This is a genomic window from Glaciecola petra, assembly GCF_031846345.1.
Classification (GTDB): Bacteria; Pseudomonadota; Gammaproteobacteria; order Enterobacterales; family Alteromonadaceae; genus Glaciecola; species Glaciecola petra.
In genome coordinates this window covers 162360-183032 of record NZ_JAVRHX010000004.1, presented here as the reverse complement: position 1 = coordinate 183032, position 20673 = coordinate 162360, and the positions used below count along the sequence as shown (strand labels likewise).

Sequence of the window (20673 nt, the reverse complement as noted above, 5' to 3'; positions counted from 1 at the left end):
ATGACCAAAACAATCAAAAATGAAGTGGTTGAAGAATTATTAGAATTTCATTGGATGATGGACATGATCCAGACAGTGGATGTGGGGATTGTGGTTTTCAATCGTAAATTTGAAATTAAAGTCTGGAATGGCTTTATGGAAGCGCACTCCGGCTTACTGCCTTCGGATGCAAGAGATCAATCGCTATTTTCTTTGTTTCCAAGTATCAACAAAAAGTGGATAACGAACAAAACCTACCCTGTGTTCCATTTAGCAACGCGTGCTTTTGTGACTTGGGAACAGCGACCTTATCTTTTTAAGTTCAGAAATTACCGACCTATTACCAGCAATGCTCCATATATGTATCAAAATTTGGTTTTTTCTCCATTGGTATCGGCAACTGGCTCGGTAGAACATGTATGCATGATGATTTACGACATGACTGATGCAGCGACCGCTAAAAAACAGTTATTATCCTTACAAGTCTCACAAAATGAGATAAATGAAAGAGCAAACTTTTAGGCAATTATTTTCTCTTCACAACTTATAAATTTGGTATAGCTTTTGCTATCTCTTTAACAACAGGTATGAATGTTGTGATGAGGAAAGGTTTTTAAATTAGCTATGCGTGAACATATTTATTTTGTATTTAAATATTGGAAATTCATTTGTTTAGTGGCGCTCACTATGCTCATCTTGACCGGCTGTGGCGGTGGTGGTTCGGATAACGGCGAAGAAATTACGCCACCATCAGCTCCCGTTGATCCCATAATTGTTAATGCAGGCGCCAATATTTCGTTGAATGAACAAGAAAGTGTCGCTATTTTTGGCGGTAGTAGTGGCGGCAATGGCGCAATCACTTACACATGGCAAGCATCCTCTGAAATAAGCATAGACCACCCTGATACTAGCGTCACAAATGCAACTTTAACTGCCCCTATTTTGACTCAACAAAGCGATTTCGAAATAAGCTTAATCGCCACCGATAGTGCGAATAATCAGCAGTCTGACACCTTCATACTGACGGTTAGTCCGGTTAATTTAGATCCAACGGCAATCGTCAGTGTCAATCAAATACCAAATTATGATATTGCTAGTTTTCCAGTTACCAGCTCAATTGTTTTGGATGGTAGCGCCAGCAGTGATGCTGATACACCTGATGGGCAAGCGGCGATAAAAGGCTTTTTGTGGCAACAAATTACCGGTCCAAATTTAATAGCTGGCATAAATAGCAATTTGGCAACGCTTTCGCTTACTGCTCCTTCATTAGACACGAGCCAAGAAGCCGTTTTTAGACTCACCGTTACCGACCAAGAAAACGCCACAAACTCTATCGACTTTAGCATAAACTTGCTTGCAGAAAGTCAAACAAAACCTGAAGTCACGGTGGCAGCAATCAATAATGTTTTTGTGGGTGAGCGTGTTGTACTCAAAGCGAATGCAACTAGTTTGTCGAGCGCTGCTGACCCTTTTACCGTGCTTTGGCAAGATGTATCTGCCACCAATATGAATATTCACATTAATGACAATGCAAACTTTGACACCTTCGCGGTCGCGACCAATACAAGTCAATCAAATGCAACTACTGAAATAACTATCCAAGCAAGCGTGACTGACAGTTTCAGAAATACTGTATTGGGCACGACGAGCGCACAAATATTCCCGGCTATTACGCCGCGGCTTAATGATACTGGCGTACTTGATTTTGCCCAAGCGGGGCTAATTGGAGAAGACTACCAGTCAATTTATGCCGGCCAAGACGCCGATTATGGTGCCGACCGGCAATCCATAGAGCAAGTCTTAAATAAAGTGGGTAGTGGACAGCAAGGTTTTGATTTTAGCAGTTTAGATGGCAATGGTAATCCAGTCGATGATGTTCAAAACGCTAGCTGTATTCGAGATAATATTACCGGTTTGATTTGGCAAAGCCAAACTTTCAATCAAAGCATTTCGGTCGACCCTAATGATCAGCAAAATAGCGATTTAAATCAAAGTAATCAGTTATTTACGTGGTATTTTGAAGAAAACACCGGAGGATTTAATGGTGAGATAAATGCCAATAGTGCCTCTTGTAATATCGACAGCGGTCAATGCAATACCAAAGAATACATCGACGCGATAAATACTCAGGGTTTATGTGGATTTTTTGATTGGCGTCTGCCTAGCCCCGAAGAATTGCAGTCAATAATCCATTACGGGAAAAAAGAGGGGGCGATGGTTGACGATATTTATTTTCCGCAGATGGCCGCGACTACTGCAGGTGGAGGTATGCAAACCTCAGAGCTTTGGTATTGGACATCACAAGCAAGCGCCGACGGCATAAGTAACGACCAGGCACAAAATGCATGGGCGATAGACTTCAGCTCAGGTGAAGACGGTTTTTTGCTTAAATCACAAGCTTTACGGGCAATTTTAGTGAGGGCAGGTCGATGAAAAAAGTAAGCTTCAAAGTCATTCTCGTACTCATGCTTTTTACCTTAAGCTCTATCAAGGTCATAGCGCAAACCGCAGTATGTGCTAGTGATATTTCCCCAACCACAGATTCTGAAGAATTTACTATTTTGGATAGCGGAAATGTGTGGCATATTCCGAGCAATTTGGTTTTTATGCGTTGTTCCATCGGCCAAACATTTGATGGCACCACATGTACTGGCGAATCAAGGTCTTTAAGTTGGCAGCAAGCACTTGTTAGTAGCATCCAAGTGAACATCGACAGTACTGCAAACTTACCAAGTTGGCGATTACCCAATATAAAGGAGCTCGCAGTAATAAGTGAGCGTGCATGTGTTAGACCTGCTATCAATGAAGAAGTATTTCCCAACACTCCACCTGATGCTTTTTGGACTTCAACACCGTCAGTAAAAACAACCGATATGGCGTGGTCAATTACTTATACTAATGCTAGTCAATCTTTGTTGCCCACAAATAGTAGTTTGTTTGTTCGCTTGGTTCGTTCGCGATTGGCGACTGAATAGCTGCGCTGTTTGCCAAGGTGCTGACGCAATGCGGATCGGGTAAAGGTTTTACTTCAACAGCCATCTCAGCGGAAGCTGAGATCTCCTTAAAGATCCTCCATTTATGGAATGCAAAAGGTAGTAAGAAGCAGATTCCTGCTTCCGCAGGAAAGACGATTCGCCTAATCGAACAGCATTATGTCTCCGCAGGAAAGACGATTCGCCTAATCGAACAGCGTTATGTCTTAGCAGGAAACACGGTTCGCCTAATCAAACAGCATTGCGTCGTCGCGATAATGATTAAAGTGTCCTTAGACAAATACTTCTAGCAAACTATTTAAATAGCGTTTACCAAGCTCACTTACTTGCCAATGTGTGTCAGTGTAAATGAGCAAATCTCGCTCTGCTAAACCTTTGAGTTTGCCTAATTCGCTGGCGTAAAGGGCTCGACCAGTATAACGCTCAAATTCAACTATAGGGCAGGGCTCTACTAACCTAAAACGATTCATAAAAAACTCAAAACATAAGTCGCTGTCTTCTACTTTAGAGCTCTCATATAAGTAGGGTTTAGCGATATTCATATAACCTTTGGGATGCTTTGTTTTGACAGTGCGGATTATTTTATGAATACCCATTTTGTTTTTGCCAGTGTCAGAATTTGTTTGGGTAATTTTACCATGTGCGCCACAACCAATACCCAAATAGTCACCATAGCGCCAATAATTAAGATTGTGCTGACACTGGTGCCCCTCTTTTGCGTACGCTGATACCTCGTATTGTCGATAGCCCTTGCTTGCCAGTTTTGTTTGGCCTTCAGTTTGAATATCCCAGAGTAAATCGTCTGGCGGTAGGCTTGGTGGTTTTGAATAGAAGAGTGTATTGGGTTCTATAGTGAGCTGATACCAAGAGATATGCGGGGGTTGATGAGACATCGCTTGGCTTAAATCATCAAGCGCGTTGCTCAATGATTGCGCCGGCAAACCATGCATAATGTCGGTGTTAAAAGAATTTAAACCTAATTCTTTTGCGTAGCCAATGGCATTATGTGACTGCTGACTATCGTGGATACGTCCCAATATACTTAAATGCTGTTGCTGAAAGCTCTGTATACCCATAGAAATACGGTTTATTCCCGCTTGCTTAAAACCAATGAATTTGGCTGCTTCAACTGTTCCGGGATTAGCTTCCATGGTAATTTCAGCATTGCCTGCTATGGGAATGCGTTTGCCAATTTCATGCAGAAGAGTATGCATGGCATCAACGCTTAATAAACTTGGCGTGCCGCCACCAATAAAAATGCTATTAACCTCGCGGATAATCCCATTATGCGTAATTAGCGGGATATCTTGCTCTAGATCTGCCAATAAATGAGCAATATATTCTTTTTCTGGAATCGCCCCTTTTAACTGATGAGAATTAAAATCGCAGTATGGGCACTTTTGAACACACCATGGAACATGAATATACAGGGCTAGTGGTATGCCATTCATAGCTGTGGGCTGACCATTATATAAGCTTTAAATCTTGCATGCTTTGCATTAACAACTTAAGTGCCTGACCACGATGACTAATAGTGTTTTTAATGTCCTTACCTAGCTCTGCTGCCGTCGCATTGTGCTCGGGCACATAAAAAATTGGGTCATATCCAAAGCCTCCTTCACCGCAGGGAGCATGCGCTATGCTGCCGTGCCATTCACCTTGGCAAATGACGGGGCTTGGGTCGCTGGCATTGCGCATAAACACCAGTACACACAAAAACTTTGCTGTACGCAATGGATTGCCTTGTAGAGCAGCTAATACTTTATGCGAATTTGCCCCATCGTTACCATGCTCTCCTGCATAGCGAGCAGAGTAAATCCCCGGTTCGCCATTTAATGCATCCACCACTAACCCGCTGTCGTCGGCAATAGCAGGCAAACCGGTTAATGTAGCGGCATGCCGCGCTTTAATGATGGCATTTTCAACAAATGTAGTGCCAGTTTCAGGTACATCGGGCACTTCAAATTCTGATTGGGGTGCAATGTCTATTTGGTAGTCGGCAAATAATTCGGAAAACTCTTTTACTTTGCCTTTGTTGCCGGTGGCTAAAACAATTTTTTGCATGTTAGAAGCTAGCATTACTTACCTTTTCGCTTTTTTGCCACGGCTTTGTTTTTCGGACGCCCCTTTTTTTTGGGCTTCTTTTTTTTATTCAGCGTAGGCGCTTTATTTTGCGGTTTTAAACTTTCAATCACGCGTGACTTAAAGCTTTCTTTAGTATATCTGGCAATTTTGTCTACCCACCGATAATCGTGCGCTTCTATTAATGAAATGGCTAAACCTTTTGCGCCAGCTCGGCCCGTTCGACCTATTCGATGCACGTAAACATCAGCGCTTCTGGGCATATCAAAATTAATCACATGGGATACGTCGGGTACATCAATACCACGAGCGGCAACATCGGTTGCAACCAATATGTTTACTTCTTTATTTCTGAAGCTAGTTAGTGCTGCAAGTCGTTTGTCCTGTGGCATTTCGCCTTGCAAATAAGCCACTTTATAACCTTCGCTAAACAAATGGTCCTTTAAGGCATGCAAGCGCTCTCTGGTCTTAACAAACACAATACAAGAGTCAACAGTATGGCTTAAATGATATTCTAATAATGCTGTTTTATGTGCCATGGAATCGCACAAGTGATACCACTGTAAGGTTTTAGCTTTCTCTTTGCGCGATGGCACCGCATCGTGCTCTTTAGGATCTTTGAGAATATCACGAGCAAAATTGCGCACACCTTTACCTTCGAGTGTGGCAGAAAATAACATCGTTTGTTTACGCCACTTCGCTTCTTCGGCTATTTGATTAACAACCGTCGAAAAACCCATGTCTAACATACGGTCAGCTTCATCTAGTACTAATGATTCTATGTCTCTACAATCAAAGCTTTCATTTTGAATATGTTCAAGTAAACGCCCAGGGGTCGCGATTAAAATATCAACCTTATTTGTCAGGGTTTCTTTGTCGGTACCATAGTTGATGCCGCCGGTAATAACGCCGCAGCTCAATTGGGTAAATTGACACAATAATTTAGCTTGTTCATACACTTGGACTGCGAGTTCGCGTGTAGGCACCAATACTAATGCTCGTGCCGACAATTTACTCTTGTTTGGATAATCCAATAGGTATTGGCAAAGCGGCAGAATAAAAGCTGCTGTTTTCCCTGTGCCAGTGGGCGCACTGGCCATAATATCAGCTCCATCCATTGCATCAGGTATCACTAATGCTTGTATGCTGGTAGGCTGCAAGTATCCCATCTTATGCGCAGCGGCGACGAGGTCATCATCAAGCTCTAATGCTTCAAAACTGCTCAATTGTAGTTGCCTTGTATTAAATAAATCATTTATGGCTCCAAGTTTACCTTATTGTTGCGGCGCATAATAATCATAATTTACCCTTGTGTTGAATCATGTTAATTTAGAGCCATAATAAAGGTACTTATTGCTTAACAAGCGTAAACATTCAAACCACATTAGAAGAATAAACACGTGTATTTAAATTACTATGGATTGGTAGATAATCCATTCTCTATAGCACCAAACCCTGATTATTTGTTTATGAGCACTCGCCATAAGCAAGCACTTGCACACTTAACCTTTGGGTTAAACGAAACTGGTGGATTTGTCATGTTAACCGGTGAAGTTGGCACCGGTAAAACAACTGTATCTCGCAAGCTCATGCAAGAATTAGGTGACGACACACAAATGGCAGTGATTCTAAATCCAACGTTGTCGGCCCTAGAACTATTGGCCACCGTATGCGATGAACTGGGTATTCGTTATCAAGCAGAAAGCGCTAGCCTAAAAACCTTTACCGATAAAATACTGGCTAAACTTGCAAGTAATCATGAAAACGGGATTAATACGGTTCTATTAATTGACGAAGCTCAGCATTTATTGCCAGAAGTATTAGAGCAATTGCGTTTGTTAACTAACTTAGAAACAAACACCGAAAAATTACTAAAGGTTGTTTTGATTGGGCAACCCGAACTGCAACAGTTATTACGCCGTAATGAACTGCGCCAATTAGCTCAACGAGTTACCGCGCGCTATCATTTATTGCCCTTAACACAGCAAGAAGTTGCGCAATATGTAGAACACCGATGGACGGTTGCAGGTGGCGTTGCGAGCTGTTTCAATAAGTCGGCTTTGTCAGAGCTATTTACCATTAGTGGGGGCATTCCCCGCGTAATAAATTTGCTTTGCGACAGAGCGCTTAGCTTAGGTTACTCATTACAAAAACCTTTTGTTAATTATCAAATTATTGTATCTGCTAGTTTTCAAGTGCTGGGAGACGAAATAGTCGTGCAGCGTCAACAGCAGTATTGGCGACCCATTTACATCGGTGTGTTTATTACCGCTGTTGTTTTAGGGGCTATTGCTGCTGGCTATGCAGGAGGACTTCATGCTTAAAACTCTCAATGTTGAAGAGCTTGTTCCTGGCATGATGGTAACCCAAGTTGTTCGTCAGTCGGGGCCTGTAAGAATAAGAAAAGTAGGTATTATCCGCTCGCCAGATATGATCAAAGGCTTGGTTGAGATGGGGGTTGAGGAGCTTGAAGTTGATTTAGCGCAGAGCTTAGGCATTGATGATGAAGCACAAGAAGATTCGCCTACAGCTACACAGCGTTTAGTGGCTTCCAATAAACAAATAGAAGATGTAGATCGTCAATTGTCGCAACAGTTTCATCGCAGTTTGTTTTTGCCCGCTGTGGATCAAATGCCATCCAAATGGGCTTTATATGGTAAACCTTATTCAATCGTTTTAGGCTTGCTGGTTTTGGGCTTAACAATTGGCTGGTTTATAGTCACATTACCTCTGGTTTATTTAAATGGTAATCAAAGCGAGGCCCTTACAATAAATGCAATCGAAGCAGCGAACAATAAACCAACTACCATTGTAGATGACGCGTCAAGTCAGACTAGTACCAGTGACATAACTGAAAGCGAAGATTCAAATAAGCTTGCATCTACAAATCTATCGATTGATGAACCAATTTCAGGTACGGATGCAGAGCAAGGGATATCCCTAGAAAACAGCAATAACCTGAGCACTAATGACGCCAGCAATAATGGGCTAGCAAATGAGAGCGCTGCTCCCACCAGTGACACCAACACTGATGATGTGCAAATTAATACCTTTCAAGGAGTGGTGTTAGAAGAAGGTCAACAAGTACTCGGGTATCAAGCACCTGCAAGCTCGCAAGACGCGAACACTCTCGATTCTTCGAATACTGATCGGCAAGATTCTGGCAATTCAAATGAGGGGTCAGGCAACAATCTAAGTGATGCTGAATTAATGCGCCGGTTGCAACAAGCCATTCAAGAGGTTGATAATCAAGAACGAGATGAGCAAGCTGCTTCTGCATCGGCAAATGAGCAAGTCGAAACAAGTGATTTACCGCGCATTGATCAGCTGTCAGCTGCCACGCTAACACAAATGCCTGCGATGAGTTTTAGTGCACATATGTATTCGTCTAACTCAATAGACAGATGGGTGCGAGTGAATGGTCGTCGATTAGGTGAAGGCGAGATCATTGGTGATGGCGTCACGCTAAAAGGCATCGAACCAGAAATAGTAGTGCTCGAGTTTAAAGGCCAAACATTTACCATGAATGCGTTATCAGATTGGTAATATTAAAGGCTAATTAATTAGGCAGAGTAAATGCGCTTTTTAAGAACCTAGATAAGTCTAAATCGAATACCTCAGGGTTAACACTATCAATGATGGGATCGTCTTGCTGAGTGGCTAAATCAATTTCTTCTGGCGAGCAATAGCTTTGGTTTTTTACGTCATAAAACACCATTACCTTTGGTAACAGAGGGTCTGTTTTGTTTTTGAATAATACCATTGCAATACGATTACTTTGCAAACAAACAAGTGAACCTACTGGATACACTCCTAGCGCAATAATAAACTCGTTAATAAGTTCATGGGCATGACATTGATTGCTCAATAGCATGTCTAGCGCTTGTTGTGGGCGCATTTTTTGTTGTTTGTTTGTGCCATATAAGCAGTCTAAGTAAGCATCTACTAAACCTGCCATTTGCGCGACTAAACTAATATCTTGTTTTAGCTTTTGTTTCGGGTATCCGCTACCGTCGGCGCGTTCATGATGGTTGCTTATAATATCGAGTAGCATTTCGGGCAAATCACTAAATCGCTCAGCAATTTCGTAGCCAATGTCTATATGCGTGCGCAATAGTACATCGTCACTAGCATTGAGTTTTGCCCCTGGCCCGACTATCTCTTTGGGTAATAAAGACATTCCGCAGTCCATCAAAAGTCCCGACATCGTAACATTTTCAATTTTTTCTTGATCAAAGCCCATCTGCTTGGCAAATAAACACAGGAGCATAGACGTTTTTACGCAGCGTTCAATTAGATAGTTACTCGATTCTTGCAACATGACTAAGCAACTCAATGCATTTTCATTATTATGTATGTCTATACAAATATCTTGCGAAGCATTACTTAATGCAGAAAAATCAGGTTTGTTTCCAGTTGTTAATTCTTTGATAAATTGAGCCTTGACATCAAAAGTTTTTGCATAAAGTTTTTCGGCTCTTTCTATTTTTTTTATTGAATAGTGTTCGTCAATGTTTGTGCTTGTATTATGTTCTGTACTATCGCAGTGAGTTAGTTTTTCTAGTATTTGTTGCTCGGCACGATTACTTTTAGCGATGTCGACTTCTACAAATTCTACGCCCGCGCTTTTTAATGATTGTATGGTGGATTCAGATTTTAAAATCCCTTTTTTCTTAACACCTAGGTTTCCGTTACTGGTTTTTATTCCAATGATATACATACCAAGGGAGAGTTCTTCGATAGAAATATTCTTTATCATTTTTACACTTGTTTGAAAGACAAAGCAGATAGATGCTAACTAAAGTCAGCATCGTCTTAGGTAATATTTTATCGACCGTAACTTTCTAAATTAAAGAAAAATTATAACCATTGAGGACGATTATTTTCATAAGCACTAATTTTATTGTCTAACTCAAGGGTTTGTCCAATAGCATCCAACCCTTTTAACAAATTATTTTTATGATGAGGCGCAATGTCAAAATTAAAACTCAACTCTTCGCAAGTCACTTGTTGAGTAGGCAAATCTATATATATATCAGAGTTTGCATTGGCATTGACCTTAGCTATCAGCTGGTCAATTTGTGCATTATTTAAACATATTGGTAGGAGTTGATTATTAATACTATTGCCATAAAAAATATCAGCAAAGCTAGTTGCGATTATGGCTCTAAAACCATAATCAGCAAGTGCCCAAGGAGCATGTTCTCGGCTAGAGCCACAGCCAAAGTTTTCGCGTGTGAGTAGAATACTAGCGCCTTTAAATTTGGCATCATTTAATGGAAAATCAGGGTCGGGCTTTTTTTCTGGGCCAGGTAAATACCGCCAATCATGAAATAGATTTATGCCATAGCCAGAGCGCGTCACACCAGTCAAAAACTGTTTAGGAATAATTTGGTCTGTATCTATATTTGCTTGATCTAAAGGAGCGGCAGTTCCGCTTATAGTGTTAATTCCTGTCATTTTGGTCTCCTCAAGACTTTGCTAGTTGTCTAACGTCGGCAAATTTGCCATGAATAGCGGCAGCCGCTGCCATTTCTGGGCTTACTAGGTGGGTGCGGGCGCCGCGACCCTGTCTTCCTTCGAAGTTTCGGTTGCTGGTTGAGGCACAACGATCGCCTGGCTGGAGGACATCATCGTTCATGCCCAAACACATTGAACACCCCGGTAAGCGCCATTCAAAGCCAGCTTGAATGAATATTTGATCGAGTGCTTCTTGTTCAGCTTGTTTTTTTACCGCAACAGAGCCAGGTACAACAATAGCGGTAACGCCTTCAGCAACCTTGCCTAATTCGGCAATTTTTGCAGCTGCACGCAAATCTTCTATACGACTGTTAGTACAAGAGCCAATAAACACATGTGAAATAGCCACATCACTTAGGGCTTGACCTGGTTTAAGGTCCATATATTTAAGGGCTTTGTTTGCTGAGTCGCGTACTACATTATCGGCATAATCATTTGGTTCTGGCACGGTTTGGTTAATACCCACGACTTGCCCTGGGTTAGTCCCCCAAGTGACCTGTGGTTCTATGTCTTTCGCATGCAGAGTTACAACCGTATCGAATTGTGCATCGTCATCAGAAAACAGGGTATTCCAATAGGCAACAGCCTGTTCCCAATACTCATTTTTTGGCGCAAACTCCTTACCTTTTATATAATCGATAGTTTTTTGATCAGGAGCGATAAGTCCTGCTTTTGCGCCTGCTTCAATACTCATATTGCAGATGGTCATTCTTTGTTCCATCGACAATTGGCTGATGGCTTCACCACAATACTCAATAACATGGCCAGTAGCACCTGCATGGCCAATTTTGCCAATAATGGCTAAAATAATATCTTTTGCTGTTAATCCTAAAGGTAAGTCGCCTTTTACTTCTACTTTCATGCTTTTGGCACGCGATTGCTTTAAGGTTTGAGAGGCCAACACGTGCTCAACTTGCGAGGTACCAATGCCAAATGCCAAAGCACCAAACGCGCCATGAGTGGCAGTATGAGAATCGCCGCATACAACTGTCATACCTGGATGGATTAAACCAAGTTGCGGTCCTATAACATGCACAATCCCCTGGTTTTTGTGTCCTACGGGATATAGTTTAATGCCATGTTGCGCGCAATTAGTTGCGAGTGTATTTAATTGCAATTCATTTTGAGGGCCACAAGCATCTAGGGCCAATGACTTAGTAGAGATACTATGGTCCATGGTACCGAAGGTAAGATCAGGTCGACGCACTTTACGGTTTTTTTCTGCCAAACCAGCAAAAGCTTGTGGGGTTGTCACTTCGTGTATTAAGTGCCTATCGATATAAAGCAGTATATCTTCCCCTACTTGGTCAATTAAGTGAGCATCGACAATTTTTTCATATAAAGTAGCGGGCATTTTTGATTCCTTATGTTTAGCTAACTTGTTAAGTACAAACTTAATGCTCTGACAATTGACTTATTATGTAATCACCCACATCTTGGGTACTTTTCGCATTTTGTTTTTGATCTGCGGGCAATAGCTCGCCTGTGAGCACACCATCACTGAGTGTTTTTAGCACAGCATTGTCTATGCAATCCGCAGCTTCAGTTAAATTGAGGCTATGTCGAAGCATCATACTGGCCGATAGTATTTGTGCCACTGGGTTTGCGATACCTAAACCTGCTATATCTGGTGCTGAACCACCAGCAGGTTCAAACATGCCAAAGCCGGCTTCGTTAATACTAGCGGAAGGTAAAAGGCCCATTGAGCCGGTAATCATGGCGCATTCGTCTGACACAATATCACCAAACAGGTTAGAACAAAGCATTACATCAAACTGTCCGGGATTAGCTACCAATTGCATTGTTGCGTTATCTATATACAAATGTTCTAGTTCAATGTCTGGGTAGTCTGTCGCTACTTCTTCGACTATTTCACGCCATAGACGGCTCGTAACCAATACGTTGGCTTTGTCCACTGACGTCACTTTGTTTTTGCGTTTGCTGGCGGCAATAAAAGCTGTTTTTGCTATGCGCCGAATTTCTGCTTTTGAATATCGCATGGTATCAAATGCATTCGTTTGTTCGCCTTCGCCTTCAATACCTTTTGGCTGACCAAAGTAAATACCCGACGTTAATTCGCGAACCACTAATACATCAACGTTGTTTTTAGCAATATCAGGCCTTAGTGGAGACAAATGAGCCAGGCTTTCGTAAATTTTTGCTGGGCGTAAGTTACTGAATAAATCAAAATGACTGCGTAATTTAAGCAAGGCCGCTCTTTCAGGACGCAAGTCTAAGGGTAGCGTGTCCCATTTAGGTCCACCAATAGACCCAAATAAAATAGCGTCTGCAGCCTCACAACCGGCGAGTGTTTCTTTTGGTAAAGCCTCGCCACATGTGTCGATAGCAAAGCCACCCACAGGATATTCTTTGTATGCGAGTTCAAAGTCATACTTGCTACTTACGACTGAAAGTGCCCGCAGAGCTTGCTCCATGACCTCAGGTCCAATGCCGTCCCCGGCTAGTACTGCTATAGAATGTTTGCTCATTTAAACTCCAGCAATTTTTTCTTGTTTTTGTTGGTCTATTTGGTCAGCCAAATAGGTGTTATTTAATACAAAGATCAGGGCTTTCACACCTGCTTCGACAATATCTGTTGCTAAGCCAATACCATTAAAGCGCCGGCCATTATACTCCACAACAACTCCAACACTTGCTAATGCGTTAGCGCCTTCACCTTTTGAGTCGAGTTTAAAGTCCACAACTTCAATATTATGTCCATCAATAGCTTTGATAATAGCGTTAAAGGCAGCATCGACAGGGCCATTTCCAGTGGAGGCTTGGGTTAGTTCTTTATCGCCCATCTTTATAGAAACGGTCGCCGAAGGCACTATTTTATGCCCAGAAGTAGCATGTAAATAAGTCAATTTATAATAAGCCTGCTCATGCTTTTGCTGATCAAAAAACAATAAAGCTTCAAGATCATAATCAAAAACTTGGCCTTTTTTGTCGGCGAGTCGTAAAAAAGAGGTGTATATATTGTCTAAATCGTATTCGTCTGCACCATAGCCTAATTCTGCTAATCGATGTTTAATAACGTGACGACCAGAACGAGAGGTTAAATTGAGTACATTCTTGTTAATCCCAACGCTTTCCGGGGTCATAATTTCGTAGGTGTTTTCGCCTTTAAGTACACCGTCTTGATGAATACCTGATGAATGACTAAATGCGTTAGCCCCCACAATGGCCTTATTTGATTGTACGGGCATATTACACAATTGACTGACAAGCTTTGACGATTTTGAAATTTCGTGACTATTAATATTCGTATTTAAGCCAAGGCTTTGATAGCGTGTCTTTAAGGTCATCACTATTTCTTCTAAAGAGCAGTTACCGGCACGTTCACCTATACCGTTAATAGTACATTCCACTTGTCGGGCACCATGTTCAAGCGCACTTAGCGAGTTTGCCACAGCAAGGCCTAAGTCGTTATGACAATGCACCGATATGATCGCTTTATCTATATTGGGGACACGATTAAATAAATTTTGGATAATCCCGCCAAACTCTGAAGGGATGGTATACCCAACGGTGTCAGGAATATTCACGGTGGTAGCGCCGGCGTTTATGGCTGACTCTACCATTCTGCATAAATAGTCAATATGAGTACGCCCTGCATCTTCACACGAAAACTCGACATCATCGGTGTATTTTCGGGCGTGTTTTATGGCCGATACCGCCATTTCTACGACTTCATCTTGAGATTTGCGCAATTTAGTATCGACATGAATATCGGAAGTTGCGATGAAGGTATGTATTCGGAACGCGTCGGCAACCGACATTGCTTGACCACAAGCGTCAATATCAGGCTTGAGGGCACGAGACAAACCGCAGACGCGTGCATTTTTGACTTCTTTAGCAATAAGTTGCACCGACTCAAAATCACCTGGCGAAGACACCGGAAACCCTGCTTCAATCACATCCACACCCAAACGCTCAAGCATGAGAGCGATCTGGAGCTTTTCTTTAACACTTAGGCTGGCGGCTAATGCTTGTTCACCGTCTCTTAAGCTTGTATCGAAAATGATCACTTGATTATTCATGTTGACACCTTTTTGTCTGTTGTGATTAATGGCATAAAAAAACCCGTGCGGTGCACGGGTTTAGTATGTATTCGCTTATAGCTACCCGTACCTTGTTGAGTATAATGGTAAGAGCAGCAGAATTGAAAAACAGGCACTACGTTTTGCGCAAGGCGACGTATTGCTGTAATTTTTATGACTTAAAGCTGCTGATAGCAAGGTCACGACAATTCCTCTTAATAAGTATGGTATGGAATGTAACTTCCTTTCGAATATGCGTCAAGCCTGCAGAGCGATTAATATGAATAAAAAATTGATATTAATGGTCTAAGTTATTAGCTGAAGTCATAACTAGCACAAAAACGCTATTGAATGTTGAGTTGCATATTTTCGGCTACTTCACTAATTAAGCGACGCAACCAGATATGCCCAGCGTCATGTTGCAGAAGGGCGCTCCACGCCATTTTTAATGCGATAGGCGGAATATCGAAAGGCGGTGGTACCACTTTTATCAGGGGGTCGTCTGCAAAAATTTTTGCAGCCTTGCTTGGTAAGGTGGCAATGAGTTTTTGATTTTTAGCCATTTGCAAAGCTGCATGATAATGGCGGGTGAAGACACGAATATCTCGTTTTTTGCCCAGCTTAGTCAACTCTGCATCGACCCACCCAAGCTTTTGCACTTCTGTAGGGTCAATACCCACACCCACACCGAAACCGGTTTTACTTACCCAAATGTGTTGCCCAGCCAAATAACGAGCAAGTGTAAAATCGTGAGCGCCTGGGTAATCAGCGCCAATGACACAAGAAAATGAATCATACCAAATGACTTTTTGATGGAAAGACAAGGGGAGTTCGTCAAACCGATTAATTGCCATGTCCACTTTGCCTTGTTCTACATCGTGAAATGTGACATCACTTGGGGTAATAAGGTCGAGTGTAATGTTAGGTGCTAGTTTAGCGAGCTTGCCTATTAGGCCCAGTAGTAGAGTGGATTCAGCGTAATCACTGGTCATTATTCTAAATGTTCTACTGCTAGATTCGGGTTCAAAGTCGACTTCTGGCTGTATGCTCGATTCGAGCTGCCCTAGTACGTCTCTTATAACAGGTTGCAATTCCAAAGCGCGTTTGGTGGGGGTCATTCCATCGCTCGTGCGAACAAGCAAGGGGTCTTTAAATAAATCACGCAGGCGTTTGAGACCATTACTCATTGCTGGCTGAGTAATACTTAGCTGATTCGCAGCTTTAGTGACGCTGCCTTCACGTAAAAGTACATCTAAATACACTAATAAATTTAGATCTACTTTGGCAATATTCAATGAAAACTCCCTATTCAATTATTTGCGACTAACACGGTCTTGATATAACCATAGCATTATATGAATATTTTTTGGAATATTAATTTGGCTATTAGTCTTATGAATGTGTTAAATATAGACATTTTTTTAATTGCTACAAAAAAAACACCCCGAAGGGTGTTTATATTTTACCTTTTTTCAGCGGAATACTAAACGTAATTTATGCTACCACATCAAATTGATTCATGGTGTTGTCGTCGCCTGACGCCTTCAATGCTTGTTCGCCAGAAAAATATTCTTTATGGGTGTCACCCAAGTCTGAACCAGCCATTGCCTGATGTTTGACACATGCTAAGCCTTGTCTAATCTCTTGTCGTTGTACACCTTTTACATAAGCTAACATGCCGTCTTCTCCATAATAGCCTTTTGCTAAATTGTCGGTTGAAAGTGCTGCAGTATGATAAGTGGGCAAAGTAATTAAGTGATGGAAGATACCAGCTTGTTTTGCAGCATCAGCTTGGAAGGACTTGATTTTTTCATCGGCCTCAATGGCTAATTCAGTATCATCAAAAATGCTCGACATGAGCGCGTCGCGGTCATAGCCAGAAAGCGCTTTACCTTGTTCCTCCCAAGCATCAAATACTTGCTGGCGGAAATTAAGTGTCCAATTAAATGACGGAGAATTGTTATAGACTAATTTGGCGTTTGGTACTTCTTCGCGTATCGCATCGACCATGCTAGCAATTTGTCCTACGTGTGGTTTTTCGGTTTCTATCCACAATAAATCTGCACCATTTTGTAGAGAAGTAATGCAATCGAGAACTACTCTTTGTTCGCCTGTATTTGCCTTGAATTTATATAAACCATTAGGTAGGCGAGTTGGCTTCACAATTTTACCGTCAATTTTCATGATTGAATCGCCGTCCTTTAAGCTATTCAAATCATGTACTTCTTCTGTTTCTAAAAAGCGATTGTATTGCTGAGCCAAATCACCTTCATTTTGCGATACGGGTATTTTTTGTGTTAAGCCAGCACCTAAAGAGTCTGTGCGCGCTACAATGATGCCATCATCAACACCTAACTCTAAAAAAGCATAGCGCACAGCGTTAATCTTGGCTAAAAAATCTTCATGAGGAACGGTCACTTTACCGTCTTGATGACCACATTGCTTTGCATCAGATACTTGGTTTTCAATCTGAATACAGCAAGCGCCAGCTTCAATCATTTTTTTTGCCAATAAATACGTTGCTTCTTCGTTGCCAAACCCAGCATCAATATCGGCAATAATAGGGACTATATGTGATTCGAAATTATCTATTTGAGCTCTAATATGGCTGGTATCGCGACCATTTTCCTTCGCGCTATCTAGCTTATGAAATAAGTCACCTAATTCACGTGCATCTGCTTGTCGTAAGAAGGTATAAAGTTCTTCAATAAGCGCCGGGACAGAGGTTTTTTCATGCATGGATTGGTCGGGTAAAGGTCCAAAATCTGATCGCATTGCAGCAACCATCCATCCTGAAAGATACAAATAACTTTTATTTGTGGTCCCCTGATGTTTTTTTACCGAGAGCATCTTTTGTTGTCCTATAAAGCCGTGCCAGCAGCCCAGGGACTGAGTATACTTGGATGAATCTGCATCGTAATCTGCCATGTCTTGGCGCATTATTTTGGCCGTATATTTGGCTATATCTAAACCGGTGCGAAACTTATTTTGTAGCTTCATGCGTGCGGCGTATTCCGGGCTAATGGCTGCCCATGCACTCCCTTGAGCTTGAGTTATGTGCCGGATGTTTTGAATTTCCTGTTGATAATGTGACATGTGTTCTTCCTCTTTGCTCTTATTTTTAAAAATTTTATAAAGTTTAAAACAGTGTGTAGCGTTATTGAATTGTGACTGCCACTTGATAATAGAACAGCAGGTTGAATTAATTAAATTTATGTTAAGTATTTTTAATATTCATATGGTGAATATTTGGTGAGAATTGTCGTTAATAATAAGGCTTAAAAAGTATCAAAATTTGTAAAAATAAAGCGTGCAAACCACAGGATTGTGTATAATTTACTTATGCACAGATTTATCTGTTACAGCTCCTATCCAATAAGATAAAAGAATATAAAAAGGATCTTCATGAATCGTAATAAGCTTGATGAATCGAGCAAGTATGTCGTATTAATATTGCTCGTTACCTTGTTAAACGCTTGTATTATTGTGGATGTTGACGCCGACCGTGAGGCTAAAAAATATGATAAAGCCGACGCAAGCACATTTGAAAACGCAACCAGCAGTAAACCTAAAAACATTATTATGGTAGTTGCAGACGGCATGGGGCCGGCGTTTGTTAGTGCTTATCGCTATTACAATGACAACCCTGATACGGCGTACATCGAAACCACTATTTTTGATGATATATTAGTAGGTAGTGCGCAAACTTATCCGCATCCTCAATCTGGGTTAATTACCGATTCGGCTGCTAGTGCCACCGCTTTAGCGACAGGCGTAAAGTCGTACAACACGGCTATTGGTGTAGATGTTAATAAACAAGCGCTAGAAACGGTTTTACACCGAGCGCATAAATTAGGCAAAAATACGGGTATTGCTGTGACTTCACATATCGCTCATGCCACTCCAGCGTCTTATTTAGTTGCAAATGAATCACGACACAATTATCAACAAATAGCTGACAGTATGTATGATGATCGAATCAACGGAGAACATCTAGCTGATATTATGCTGGGCGCCGGTTGGGGATATTTTATTCGTGAGGATCGTAATTTAGTTGAAGCTTTTAAACGTGATGGGTATCAGTATATTGATAACTATACTGGCTTAAATGATTTGGATAAATCAAAACCCGCGCTTGGATTGTTTGGTGATAATAGTGTGCCCTGGGCGCTAGATGATACCGATCCGCTCCGTCTTAGCACGATGACGCAAGCGGCGGTCCCATTTTTAGAAAGCGAAGATGGCTTCTTCTTATTGGTAGAAGCAAGCATGGTTGATTGGGCCGGTCATGCTAACGATATAGCGTCAGCAATGGCTGAAATGCACGACTTGGCGAAAACAATGGAATACCTTTACCAGTATGTTCAAGAAAACCCCGATACATTGGTTGTTTTAACAGCTGACCACAGTACTGGAGGTTTATCAATCGGAGCAAATGGTGACTACAAATGGGAGCCTAGTTATTTGCATAATATGCGTGTATCTACACAAAAAATGGCGACCGATATATTGAGTGAAGAAGACAGAGTAGCTTACGTTGAAGGTGCTTTTGGATTTACGCTGACCGACGAAGAAAAGGCAAGTCTTGATCAAATTACCGCCGATATGAAAGAACGTCCAAGGGCTGCAGTATTAAAGAAAATTGTAGATGATAGAACCAATACAGGGTGGACCACATCGGGCCATACAGGCCTCGATGTTCAAGTGTTTGCTTTCGGCCCTGGTGCAAATGTATTTGTAGGTAGTCAAAACAATACACAAATTGCACATAAACTATTTGCCCTGCTAGAAGAAGCAAACGATTAGAGTGACGGCAAGCAGAATGTAGCTATTTGCCTATGAGGTCTATCGGGAATTAAAAGAGCGCCAAAGGCGTGAATCCATATACTGGCTCAGACGTTTCGTCCTTGAAACGCTTGCTTTAATTTCCAAATAGGCCTTATACACGGGGCTTAAACCTAAGGTTTTAGTATCAGCATTTGTTGAGGATTAATCTCGCCTTTTAGTGCTTTTTGATATTGCACTTGCATATCATCAAAGCCAATAACATTGACTTCTTCTATCTTATCCTGGACTTGGTTCAAAAACATTTCCCATGCTTGTTGATACTTGCCAAAGAACATGGCAGGGCCCCATTCTTTTTGTCTGAGTTTTACTTGAGAGGGGGCAAAGAAAACGTCACCATTAACATGCTCATCAACTTCAACATTGCGGCCTTCGACATCGGTAGCGCCAATTAAAATACTTTTTAAACTGCTTGTGGCAAAGTGTTTTTGTAAGCTGAGTAGTGTTTGCTTATTGCCTGCAAAATCAAGTACAACTGCTGGTTTTTCAGCGGCGATTTCACCAATATTAGAATATTCGACAACTTGGTCATAGCAGTCTAACTGTTCAACAAATTCAGTATTTCTTGAAGAAGTTAGGCCAATCACTTTAATTCGTTCACCGGATGAATTGCACAAATTTTCGTTCGCTCTGAAGAGCATGGCCGTGCCAAAAGCAGTTTTACTAGATGCACTAGTTAAAATGATGGTATCTATGTTTTCGTCTAACGATTCAACAAAGTCGGCTAATACAAACGATGTCATGAAAAGTGGCCTGAATGTAATCTGCCAACTTTCTAATTTAGGTCTATATCCAGGATCTGTATCGCAAAAAACATACTGGTCATAAACGGGAGAAATACTCTTTCGTTGCGGATGGGTATCCATAAAACCATTGGCAGTTATACTCGACGCTTGCACAAGTAAATGACTCGCAAACGGCAAATAACCAAATACTCTTTTTCCGACCTCAATGCCTGGGCAAGTCGATTCAGCAACTTCTGCAAAGCCCCATACAGGCATCACTCCTTTATTGTTTTCTGCAGGGAAAAACCCCCAGTATCCAAATGCATCACCTAAAACGGCATAAGTAATATTATTTGCTGACAAACCAAAGCTATCAATTTTTAATAGTACTTGATTATCTGCTAGAGGTACTTTGCTTAGAGTTTCAGAGCTAATGTCGTTAAGGTTTGCTTTGTCAATTAATAAGCGTTGCATGTGTTTCACCTT

17 protein-coding genes are annotated in these 20673 nt (G+C 41.5%); 6 read left to right on the top strand and 11 right to left on the bottom strand.

The features are described from left to right. The 3 genes from RM552_RS13775 to RM552_RS13765 all read left to right on the top strand — a co-directional run bounded on the left by RM552_RS13775 (window position 1) and on the right by RM552_RS13765 (window position 2954). Window positions 1-501 carry a PAS domain-containing protein gene (locus RM552_RS13775; protein ID WP_311369439.1) on the top strand — a complete coding sequence of 167 codons (501 nt, stop codon included), beginning with the start codon at window positions 1-3 and terminating at the stop codon, window positions 499-501. A gap of 102 nt (window positions 502-603) precedes the next feature. Further along, entirely contained in the window at window positions 604-2412 is a 1809-nt protein-coding gene (locus RM552_RS13770; protein WP_311369438.1) for an Lcl C-terminal domain-containing protein, read from the top strand. Then, window positions 2409-2954: an Lcl C-terminal domain-containing protein gene (locus tag RM552_RS13765; RefSeq protein WP_311369437.1), complete on the top strand. Its 546-nt coding sequence runs from the start codon at window positions 2409-2411 to the stop codon at window positions 2952-2954. The genes RM552_RS13770 and RM552_RS13765 overlap by 4 nt, the downstream gene beginning before the upstream one ends. A gap of 290 nt (window positions 2955-3244) precedes the next feature. Here RM552_RS13765 and hemW read toward each other — a convergent pair whose 3' ends face one another. From hemW to srmB, 3 genes are read right to left on the bottom strand one after another with little or no spacing between them, the layout of a single operon-like run. Next, window positions 3245-4423, bottom strand: a complete 1179-nt coding sequence (gene hemW, locus RM552_RS13760; protein ID WP_311369436.1) for a radical SAM family heme chaperone HemW — start codon at window positions 4421-4423, stop codon at window positions 3245-3247. 16 nt (window positions 4424-4439) lie between these two features. Then, a complete protein-coding gene (locus RM552_RS13755; RefSeq protein WP_311369435.1) occupies window positions 4440-5051 on the bottom strand; it encodes an XTP/dITP diphosphatase in 612 nt (203 codons plus the stop codon). Next, the gene (srmB, locus tag RM552_RS13750; protein WP_311369434.1) at window positions 5051-6280 is read right to left on the bottom strand and encodes an ATP-dependent RNA helicase SrmB; all 1230 of its coding nucleotides are present in this window, start codon (window positions 6278-6280) and stop codon (window positions 5051-5053) included. Before srmB ends, RM552_RS13755 begins: the two co-directional genes overlap by 1 nt. Before the next feature lie 174 nt (window positions 6281-6454). On the opposite strand from srmB, the gene RM552_RS13745 reads away from it, so the two are divergent. Beyond that, on the top strand, window positions 6455-7378 hold the full coding sequence (locus RM552_RS13745; protein ID WP_311369433.1) for an ExeA family protein: 924 nt from the start codon (window positions 6455-6457) through the stop codon (window positions 7376-7378). Further along, window positions 7371-8600 (top strand): general secretion pathway protein GspB, encoded by a 1230-nt coding sequence (locus RM552_RS13740; RefSeq protein WP_311369432.1) that lies wholly within the window; start codon window positions 7371-7373, stop codon window positions 8598-8600. The genes RM552_RS13745 and RM552_RS13740 overlap by 8 nt, the downstream gene beginning before the upstream one ends. 13 nt (window positions 8601-8613) lie before the next feature. Here RM552_RS13740 and RM552_RS13735 read toward each other — a convergent pair whose 3' ends face one another. The 7 genes from RM552_RS13735 to RM552_RS13705 form a co-directional block, all read right to left on the bottom strand. Further along, window positions 8614-9813, bottom strand: a complete 1200-nt coding sequence (locus RM552_RS13735; RefSeq protein ID WP_311369431.1) for a cyclic di-GMP phosphodiesterase — start codon at window positions 9811-9813, stop codon at window positions 8614-8616. Window positions 9814-9914: 101 nt separating this feature from the next. Next, window positions 9915-10514: a 3-isopropylmalate dehydratase small subunit gene (leuD, locus tag RM552_RS13730; RefSeq protein ID WP_311369430.1), complete on the bottom strand. Its 600-nt coding sequence runs from the start codon at window positions 10512-10514 to the stop codon at window positions 9915-9917. A gap of 10 nt (window positions 10515-10524) precedes the next feature. Further along, a complete protein-coding gene (leuC, locus tag RM552_RS13725) occupies window positions 10525-11928 on the bottom strand; it encodes a 3-isopropylmalate dehydratase large subunit (RefSeq protein WP_311369429.1) in 1404 nt (467 codons plus the stop codon). Window positions 11929-11968: 40 nt separating this feature from the next. Beyond that, window positions 11969-13063 (bottom strand): 3-isopropylmalate dehydrogenase, encoded by a 1095-nt coding sequence (gene leuB, locus RM552_RS13720; RefSeq protein WP_311369428.1) that lies wholly within the window; start codon window positions 13061-13063, stop codon window positions 11969-11971. After that, complete coding sequence (gene leuA, locus RM552_RS13715) at window positions 13064-14617, bottom strand: 2-isopropylmalate synthase (RefSeq protein ID WP_311369427.1); 1554 nt, start codon at window positions 14615-14617, stop codon at window positions 13064-13066. A 344-nt stretch (window positions 14618-14961) separates the two neighbouring features. Next, window positions 14962-15912, bottom strand: a complete 951-nt coding sequence (locus RM552_RS13710) for a LysR family transcriptional regulator (RefSeq protein ID WP_311369426.1) — start codon at window positions 15910-15912, stop codon at window positions 14962-14964. A 199-nt stretch (window positions 15913-16111) separates the two neighbouring features. After that, complete coding sequence (locus tag RM552_RS13705; protein WP_311369425.1) at window positions 16112-17713, bottom strand: isocitrate lyase; 1602 nt, start codon at window positions 17711-17713, stop codon at window positions 16112-16114. A gap of 309 nt (window positions 17714-18022) precedes the next feature. Between RM552_RS13705 and RM552_RS13700 the strand changes: the two genes are divergently transcribed. After that, a complete protein-coding gene (locus RM552_RS13700) occupies window positions 18023-19423 on the top strand; it encodes an alkaline phosphatase (protein ID WP_311369424.1) in 1401 nt (466 codons plus the stop codon). 152 nt (window positions 19424-19575) lie between these two features. On the opposite strand, the gene RM552_RS13695 is transcribed toward RM552_RS13700, so the two are convergent. After that, window positions 19576-20661, bottom strand: coding sequence for a DUF2855 family protein (locus RM552_RS13695; RefSeq protein ID WP_311369423.1), 1086 nt, complete (start codon window positions 20659-20661; stop codon window positions 19576-19578). Window positions 20662-20673: the final 12 nt, after the last annotated feature.

Excerpts from the sequence above, each read along its gene's own strand:
- RM552_RS13770 (WP_311369438.1), top strand. The coding sequence starts at position 604 with ATGCGTGAACATATTTATTTTGTATTTAAATATTGGAAATTCATTTGT.
- RM552_RS13735 (WP_311369431.1), bottom strand. The coding sequence starts at position 9,813 with ATGATAAAGAATATTTCTATCGAAGAACTCTCCCTTGGTATGTATATC.
- RM552_RS13705 (WP_311369425.1), bottom strand. The coding sequence starts at position 17,713 with ATGTCACATTATCAACAGGAAATTCAAAACATCCGGCACATAACTCAA.
- RM552_RS13695 (WP_311369423.1), bottom strand. The coding sequence starts at position 20,661 with ATGCAACGCTTATTAATTGACAAAGCAAACCTTAACGACATTAGCTCT.
- hemW (WP_311369436.1), bottom strand. The coding sequence starts at position 4,423 with ATGAATGGCATACCACTAGCCCTGTATATTCATGTTCCATGGTGTGTT.
- RM552_RS13755 (WP_311369435.1), bottom strand. The coding sequence starts at position 5,051 with ATGCTAGCTTCTAACATGCAAAAAATTGTTTTAGCCACCGGCAACAAA.
- leuC (WP_311369429.1), bottom strand. The coding sequence starts at position 11,928 with ATGCCCGCTACTTTATATGAAAAAATTGTCGATGCTCACTTAATTGAC.
- RM552_RS13700 (WP_311369424.1), top strand. The coding sequence starts at position 18,023 with ATGAATCGTAATAAGCTTGATGAATCGAGCAAGTATGTCGTATTAATA.
- RM552_RS13765 (WP_311369437.1), top strand. The coding sequence starts at position 2,409 with ATGAAAAAAGTAAGCTTCAAAGTCATTCTCGTACTCATGCTTTTTACC.
- leuA (WP_311369427.1), bottom strand. The coding sequence starts at position 14,617 with ATGAATAATCAAGTGATCATTTTCGATACAAGCTTAAGAGACGGTGAA.
- RM552_RS13775 (WP_311369439.1), top strand. The coding sequence starts at position 1 with ATGACCAAAACAATCAAAAATGAAGTGGTTGAAGAATTATTAGAATTT.
- leuB (WP_311369428.1), bottom strand. The coding sequence starts at position 13,063 with ATGAGCAAACATTCTATAGCAGTACTAGCCGGGGACGGCATTGGACCT.
- leuD (WP_311369430.1), bottom strand. The coding sequence starts at position 10,514 with ATGACAGGAATTAACACTATAAGCGGAACTGCCGCTCCTTTAGATCAA.
- RM552_RS13740 (WP_311369432.1), top strand. The coding sequence starts at position 7,371 with ATGCTTAAAACTCTCAATGTTGAAGAGCTTGTTCCTGGCATGATGGTA.